At 63.5% G+C, this 7,038-nt stretch carries 8 protein-coding genes and 1 tRNA gene; all 9 read left to right on the top strand.

Going from position 1 to position 7,038, the window contains the following annotated elements:
• Positions 1-777: tetratricopeptide repeat protein (locus PF446_RS00105; protein ID WP_298068493.1), on the top strand; the 777-nt coding region annotated here is incomplete at its 5' end.
• Positions 774-1,370 carry a lipoprotein insertase outer membrane protein LolB gene (gene lolB, locus PF446_RS00100; RefSeq protein WP_298068491.1) on the top strand — a complete coding sequence of 199 codons (597 nt, stop codon included), beginning with the start codon at positions 774-776 and terminating at the stop codon, positions 1,368-1,370. The genes PF446_RS00105 and lolB, both read left to right, overlap by 4 nt.
• Complete coding sequence (gene ispE, locus PF446_RS00095) at positions 1,367-2,236, top strand: 4-(cytidine 5'-diphospho)-2-C-methyl-D-erythritol kinase (protein ID WP_298068489.1); 870 nt, start codon at positions 1,367-1,369, stop codon at positions 2,234-2,236. The genes lolB and ispE overlap by 4 nt, the downstream gene beginning before the upstream one ends.
• Positions 2,227-2,301: transfer RNA gene (locus tag PF446_RS00090), tRNA-Gln, on the top strand. The genes ispE and PF446_RS00090 overlap by 10 nt, the downstream gene beginning before the upstream one ends.
• A gap of 115 nt (positions 2,302-2,416) precedes the next feature.
• Positions 2,417-3,373, top strand: coding sequence for a ribose-phosphate diphosphokinase (locus PF446_RS00085; protein WP_298068487.1), 957 nt, complete (start codon positions 2,417-2,419; stop codon positions 3,371-3,373).
• A gap of 155 nt (positions 3,374-3,528) precedes the next feature.
• Positions 3,529-4,221, top strand: a complete 693-nt coding sequence (locus PF446_RS00080; RefSeq protein ID WP_298068485.1) for a 50S ribosomal protein L25/general stress protein Ctc — start codon at positions 3,529-3,531, stop codon at positions 4,219-4,221.
• Positions 4,222-4,275: 54 nt separating this feature from the next.
• Entirely contained in the window at positions 4,276-4,878 is a 603-nt protein-coding gene (gene pth, locus PF446_RS00075; protein ID WP_298068482.1) for an aminoacyl-tRNA hydrolase, read from the top strand.
• A gap of 42 nt (positions 4,879-4,920) precedes the next feature.
• The gene (gene ychF / locus PF446_RS00070; RefSeq protein ID WP_298068480.1) at positions 4,921-6,012 is read left to right on the top strand and encodes a redox-regulated ATPase YchF; all 1,092 of its coding nucleotides are present in this window, start codon (positions 4,921-4,923) and stop codon (positions 6,010-6,012) included.
• Between the two features lie 237 nt (positions 6,013-6,249).
• Positions 6,250-6,744: an acyl-CoA thioesterase gene (locus PF446_RS00065; protein ID WP_298068477.1), complete on the top strand. Its 495-nt coding sequence runs from the start codon at positions 6,250-6,252 to the stop codon at positions 6,742-6,744.
• The last annotated feature ends 294 nt before the right edge of the window (positions 6,745-7,038 follow it).

Genomic DNA, 7,038 nt, shown 5'->3' with positions numbered 1-7,038 from the left:
GTATCCGTGCGCAGCAAGAGCTACTATCTCCTGGGCCAGCTGGCCGCACTCATGAAGCAACCGGTGCAGGCCGTGAAATGGCTGGCCAAGGTGCCCGCGGATGATGACCATGGCGTCGATGCCGGCGTGCAGCGGGCGATTCTATTGCAGCAACTGGGCAAGTCCGACAAGGCGCATGCCGTGATTGCCCAGCTGTCCGCGGATATGCAGGGCAAACAGGAAGTCGAGCGCAAGCTTGTCCAGGTCGATGCCGAAATCTACATGCGCGACAAGCGCTACAGGCAGGCTATCGCGGCCTACACACGAGCATTGGCTCTGGACAAGAGCAATCCTGATCTCTACTACGGCCGCGGTATGGCACATGCCTCGGCCGGACGTACCGACGCCGCCATCGCGGACTTCAGGCATGTGCTGAAACTGCGTCCGGACGACCTCGATGCTGTCAATGCGCTGGGCTATACGCTGGCCGATGCCAACCGCGACCTGCCCGAGGCCCGTCGTCTGCTGGCGCGCGTGCACAAGGCATTGCCGGACAATGCCGCCATCACCGACTCGTGGGGCTGGCTGCAGTACCGTCTGGGCCACCTGGGCAAGGCCGAGGCGGCGCTACTCAACTCTTGGAACGCACAAAAAGACCCGGAGGTTGGTGCCCATCTGGTCCGGGTCCTTATCGCCCGAGGCAAGCATGCGCAGGCACGACGAGTCTATGCGGTCGCGCTCAAGCTCGATCCGGACAACCCGCGCCTGAAGTCGCTCAAGGGAATGCTGAAGCCGTGAAATACAGTTTTTTGGCCGCGTGCAGCGTGCTGCTGACGCTGACGGCGTGCGCGCCGGTACGCATGAAGGGCAGCACGGCAACCCTGTCGGCCCAGGCGACTCGCGAAAAGCTGCTATCTCCACGCAACCACTGGACCGTGCAGGCCCGGATGGCCGTCTCCGATGGTCATCACGGCGGCAGCGGCACGTTGACCTGGATGCAGGATGCAGAGGATTACGACTTCGTGGTGCGCGGGCCGTTGACCGGCCGCAGCTTCCATCTCCACGGCGGGGCGAACGGTGCCGAGCTGGATGGCCTGGACGGCGGCCCGCTGTACGGACCCAATGCACAGCAATTGCTGGCACGGGCGCTGGGCTGGCAGGTCCCGCTTGCGCAGCTGCGCTACTGGATCAAGGGGCTGCGCGCGCCCGGTAGTCCCGCACAGCTGCGGTTCGGCCCTGATCATCTGCCTTCGCTTCTGCAGCAGGACGGCTGGACGGTGGAATACCGCAGTTGGTCGCAGGGCATGCAGCCCGAGGTGCCGCAGAAGGTCTTCGCTTCCAAGGGTCCGTACCACGTACGCGTGGCCATCCAGGGCTGGACCTGGCGATGAGCCCGGAGGAATGGAGCAGCTGGCCGGCACCGGCCAAGCTCAACCTGTTCCTGCGCATCACCGGACGGCGTGCGGATGGTTACCATCTGTTGCAGACGGTGTTTCGTCTGCTCGACTGGGGAGACCAGGTGCGGCTGCGATTGCGCACGGACGGGCGTATCGTGCGTGAGGCCGGTGCCCAAGGTGTGTCAGCCGAGGAGGACCTGGCCGTGCGTGCCGCGCAGCTCCTGCAGCGGGAAGCCGGCGGCAACCTTCCCGGCGTGGACATCCTCATCGACAAGCGTATCCCGATCGGGGGTGGCCTTGGCGGTGGAAGCAGCGACGCCGCCACCGTGCTGGTGGCGCTGGACCGGCTGTGGAAACTGGGCATGGCTCCGGACCGGCTGGCCGAAATCGGTCTTGGTCTCGGCGCCGACGTGCCGGTGTTCGTGCATGGGCGCAGCGCATGGGCGACCGGCGTGGGCGAGCGGCTCGAACCGTTGTGCCTGCCTCCCGCGAGCTATGTGATTGTCGACCCGGGTGTGCATGTGTCCACGCAGGCCTTGTTCCAGGCCCCCGAATTGACACGTCATGCGGCCCCGGCCACAATTTCAGGCTTCATGGACGGCGGCGTCAAGGATAATGTCTTCGCACCGCTGGTGCGGGCGCGCCATGCACGAGTGGCCGCGGCGATGGACTGGCTGCAGCAGTTCGGCCCAGCGCGGCTCACCGGGACTGGTGCATGCGTGTTTCTGGAGGTGGCCACGCGCGCGGATGGCGAAGCCATTGCTGCGCGTTGTCCGAAACAATTCAAGGCCTTCGTGGCGGACGGGGTGGATGCATCCCCGTTGCTCGCAAAGGTCGAAGGTTCAGATGTTGGGGCGTAGCCAAGCGGTAAGGCACCGGGTTTTGATCCCGGCATGCGCAGGTTCGAATCCTGCCGCCCCAGCCATCCGATCTGCGCGCGCAAGGTTCCAATCTTGCCTGTGCTGCATGCATCCGCCCAGGCAGATGATCAGCGGATACCTGCAGCGCACCGACACATCTTGAAAAACGGGGAACGACCTGTGGATACGGCTCGCTTGATGCTGTTTACCGGCAATGCTCATCGCAAACTGGCCGAAGATGTGGGCCATCGACTGCAGGTTCCACTGGGCAAGGCGCTGGTCGGTCGTTTCAGCGACGGCGAGGTCCAGGTCGAGATCGAGGAAAACGTCCGTGGCCAGGAGGTCTTCATCCTGCAGCCCACCGGTGCGCCCACCGCCGAAAACTTCATGGAGTTGCTGGTTCTGGCCGATGCCCTCAAGCGCGCCTCGGCCACAAGCGTGAACGCCGTGATGCCCTATTTCGGCTATGCCAGGCAGGACCGCCGGCCACGATCCTCGCGCGTTCCCATCACGGCCAAGCTCGCCGCCAAGATGATTGGTGCATCGGGCATCGACAGGGTCCTGACCGTGGACCTGCATGCCGACCAGATCCAGGGGTTCTTCGACGTTCCGGTGGACAACGTCTACGCTTCGCCGGTCCTGCTGGCCGATATCTGGCGCCAGCACGACATGAACGAGATCATCGTGGTCAGCCCGGATGTCGGTGGCGTGGTTCGCGCGCGCGCGCTGGCCAAGCGCCTGGACGACGCGGACCTGGCCATCATCGACAAGCGTCGACCGAGGGCCAATGTGGCCACGGTGATGAACATCATTGGTGACGTCGAGGGCAGGGACTGCGTGCTGGTGGATGACATCGTCGACACGGCTGGCACTCTGTGCGCCGCTGCTTCCGCGCTGAAGGACAAGGGCGCGCGCAAGGTCGAGGCCTACTGCGTGCATCCGGTGCTGTCGGGTGCGGCCATCGACAACATCAACGGCTCGCAGCTGGACAGGTTGATCGTCACCGACACATTGGCGCTCTCGGAGGCGGCCGCCGCCTGCGAGAAGATCCGTCAGCTGACGGTGGCCGAGCTATTGGCCGAGACCATCCGGCGCATGGCTTTTGGTGAGTCGGTCAGCTCACTGTACGTCGACTGAGCGCGGCACCTGCGGCACATTTTCCGGTTTTTGTTCTATAATTTCGGGTTTGCTGTCCGATAGCGGGCGGCATGCCCCCTGTTTTCATCGCCATCCTGGTCGCGGGAGGGCGTTCTCCCCGCCGCGAGGCGGGGCTTTCAACCGAGGCAACAATCATGGCAACGATTCACGAAGTGAACGCCGAAGTCCGCAGTGACGAGGGGAAAGGTGCGAGCCGCCGCCTGCGTCACGCGGGCATGGTTCCGGCGATCATCTACGGTGGCGAGAAGCCGCCGCAGAGCATCCAGCTCGAGCATCGCGTGGTGCTGGCACTTTCCAAGCACGAATGGTTCTTCTCCTCCGTGCTGGACCTGAAGGTCGGCGGCAAGGTCGACAAGGTGCTGCTGCGCGATTGGCAGAAGCATCCGTTCAAGATGCAGATGATGCACATGGACTTCCAGCGCATCCGCGCCGGAGAGAAGCTGCACACCACGATCCCGCTGCACTTCGTCGGTCAGGAGCATTCCCCGGCCGGCAAGACCTCCGGCGTGGTGGTTTCGCACAACATCACCGAGATCGACGTGGCTTGCATGGCCGAGGATCTGCCGGAGTACATCGAGGTCGACCTGTCCACGATCAACCAGGGTGACATGATCCATCTGTCGGAGCTGAACCTGCCTGCCGGCGTGGAGATTCCCGAGCTGCGTCATGGTCCGGATCACGACTTGCCGGTGGTCACCGTGCATGCGGTGAAGATCGAGATCGAAGCACCCGCCGAGGGCGAGGATGCCGAGGGCGAAGGCGAGGAAGGCGCGCCGGCCGCCGATGCGGACGCATCGGATGACAGCGGCTCGGACGAAGACAAGTAAGCCTGCCGTGCGCGCCCCGGATCGGGGGCGCGCACGTGCAAGCGACTTGTCGTCATGTCCCGTCTACGCCTGATCATCGGCCTGGGCAATCCCGGCGCCGAGTATCTGGGAACCCGGCACAATGCCGGGTTCTGGTTCGTCGATGCGCTGGCGCTGGCTGCCGGGGAATCGTTTTCCCACAATGCCAAGCTGCATGGCCATGCCTGCAGGGTGGATGTCGATGGCCAGCCGGTGTGGCTGCTCAAGCCCGACACCTTCATGAACAAAAGCGGCATCGCGGTGGTTTCGGCGCTGCGTTACTACAAGATCGAGCCGCATGAATGCCTGGTGGTGCATGATGACCTGGACCTGGAGCCTGGCGTTGCGCGATTGAAGGCCGACGGCGGCCACGGTGGTCAGAACGGCCTGCGCGATATCATTGCCCATCTCGGCCATGGCCGCTTCCATCGCCTGCGCATCGGTATCGGCCATCCCGGCGACCGCGATCGTGTGACGCCGTGGGTCCTGGGTCGTCCCGCTGCTCGCGACGAAGAGGCCATGCTTGACGCCATCGCGCGGGCCAGTCACCAGCTTCCCCTGCTGGTGAACGGCAAGTACGGCGAAGCCATGAAACGCCTGCATACCAACGGGGCCTCCCAGGACACCAGTGGTGCCTGATCGGTTCCCGATTCCCGATTCCCCCTTTCCGGATTTCACGCCATGGGTATCAAATGCGGCATCGTCGGCCTGCCCAACGTCGGCAAGTCGACCCTGTTCAACGCCTTGACCAAGGCCGGCATTGCTGCGGCCAATTTCCCGTTCTGCACCATCGACCCGAATGTGGGCGTGGTACCGGTGCCGGACCTGCGCCTGAAGCAGCTTGCCGACATCGTCAAACCCGAACGCGTGGTGCCGACCTCGATCGAGTTCGTCGACATTGCCGGCCTGGTGGCCGGTGCTTCGCAGGGCGAGGGGCTGGGCAACAAGTTCCTGGCCCACATCCGCGAAGTCGATGCCATTGCGCACGTGGTGCGATGCTTTGAGAACGACGATGTGGTGCACGTATCCGGTCGCATCGATCCGATCGCCGATATCGAGACCATCGATACCGAACTGGCGCTGGCCGATCTTGATTCGGTCGAGCGCGCGCTGAATCGCGCGGAGCGTGCGGCCAAGGCCAATGACAAGGACGCCCTGAAGCGGCTTCCGGTTTTGCAGAAACTCGCCGCGGCACTGGCCCAGGGCAGTGCCGCGCGTGCCGCCGGTCTGGACGAAGAGGAGCGTGAGGTGGTTCGCGACCTGTTCCTGCTCACGCTGAAGCCGTTGATGTACATCGCCAACGTGCTCGAGGATGGTTTCGAGGACAATCCCCATCTGGACGCCGTGCGTGCACGGGCCGAGGCCGAGGGCGCCGAAGTCGTGCCGGTCTGCGCGGCGATCGAGGAAGAGATGGCGCAGCTTGAAGACGCGGATCGCGACGAGTTCCTGGCCGACCTGGGGCTGGATGAGCCCGGTCTCGACCGCGTCATCCGGGCCGGTTACAAGTTGCTGGGCCTGCAGACCTATTTTACCGCTGGGGTGAAGGAAGTTCGCGCCTGGACCGTCAGGAAGGGCGCCACAGCGCCGCAGGCCGCCGGTGTGATCCACACGGATTTCGAGAAGGGTTTCATTCGGTCCGAGACCGTCGGCTACGATGATTTCATCAAGTACAACGGCGAAGCCGGTGCCAAGGAAGCCGGTCGGCTGCGCCTGGAAGGGAAGGAATACATCGTCCACGAGGGCGATATCCTGCACTTTCGCTTCAATGTCTAGCGGTGATCTCCCAGCAAGGCTGAGCATCCATTGCCGGCTCGGCGTCTGCTTCGCGCCGGTGAACTGACGCCGCGGCGGCCGTGGTGTTCTGGAGTGAGGCGGATCTGGCGCTGGCGAAGGCGGTGATGGACCAAGTGTGCCGAACCTGGCGGTCTACGCGTGAAGCGATAAGGTCGCTTCGTTGGCTGGCACCACCCCGGCATAATGCCGTTCATCTTTCATTCCAGAGACGCAGCCATGTCCGGACAGCAAAGCGAAGTCACCTTCCGCTTCCTCGCCGAACCCACCGATGTCAATTTCGGCGGCAAGGTGCATGGCGGCATGGTCATGAAATGGATCGACCAGACCGGCTATGCCGGTGCCGTGGGCTGGAGCGGTGCGTACTGTGTCACGGCAGCCGTTGGCGGCATCCAGTTTCTCGAACCGATCCTCATCGGGGATCTGGTAAGTGTGCACGCCAAGTTGATCCATACCGGTACTTCGAGCATGCATTTCTCAGTGGATGTGCGTGCGCACGACCTGACCCATGGCAAGGATCGGCTGTGCACCAGTTGTGTGATCGTGTTTGTGGCGCTGGACAATCCGGACGGCAAGCCGACCCCGGTTCCGGTATGGGAGCCCAGGAATGATGACGACCGCCAACTGCAGCAATACGCGCGCAAGCTGATCGCGTTGTCCAGGGAAATGGAGGATGCGGTTGCGCATTACCGTCCTGCGTTGCCCAGAACATGACTTCGGGCGGGAACCACGAACGACCCCGTTGGGGATGCAGGGCCGAGCTCCATGCAACACGGCGTTGGCTTTTGTCGACGCGATCAGCCAGAATACGCGGCTGGCTCATGCCGAGCCAGTGATGGTTCGAGTGCGCGGACGCGAGCATGCCGCAGGGATGCTGTGAAAAGCATGTTGCAAGTGTTGACACATGCGGGGGTGCTCGCGAAAATAGCCGGTCTTTGCTGGAGGGATACCCAAGCGGCCAACGGGGGCAGACTGTAAATCTGCTGGCTTACGCCTTCGGTGGTTCGA

Source organism: Oleiagrimonas sp., from assembly GCF_027858935.1.
GTDB lineage: Bacteria > Pseudomonadota > Gammaproteobacteria > Xanthomonadales > Rhodanobacteraceae > Oleiagrimonas.
This window is presented reverse-complemented; position numbering and strand designations above follow the sequence as displayed.

What these genes read in the sequence shown, in the direction of transcription:
- pth (WP_298068482.1), top strand. Translation starts at nt 4,276, where the DNA reads ATGTCCCGTCTACGCCTGATCATCGGCCTGGGCAATCCCGGCGCCGAG.
- ychF (WP_298068480.1), top strand. Translation starts at nt 4,921, where the DNA reads ATGGGTATCAAATGCGGCATCGTCGGCCTGCCCAACGTCGGCAAGTCG.
- ispE (WP_298068489.1), top strand. Translation starts at nt 1,367, where the DNA reads ATGAGCCCGGAGGAATGGAGCAGCTGGCCGGCACCGGCCAAGCTCAAC.
- PF446_RS00065 (WP_298068477.1), top strand. Translation starts at nt 6,250, where the DNA reads ATGTCCGGACAGCAAAGCGAAGTCACCTTCCGCTTCCTCGCCGAACCC.
- PF446_RS00080 (WP_298068485.1), top strand. Translation starts at nt 3,529, where the DNA reads ATGGCAACGATTCACGAAGTGAACGCCGAAGTCCGCAGTGACGAGGGG.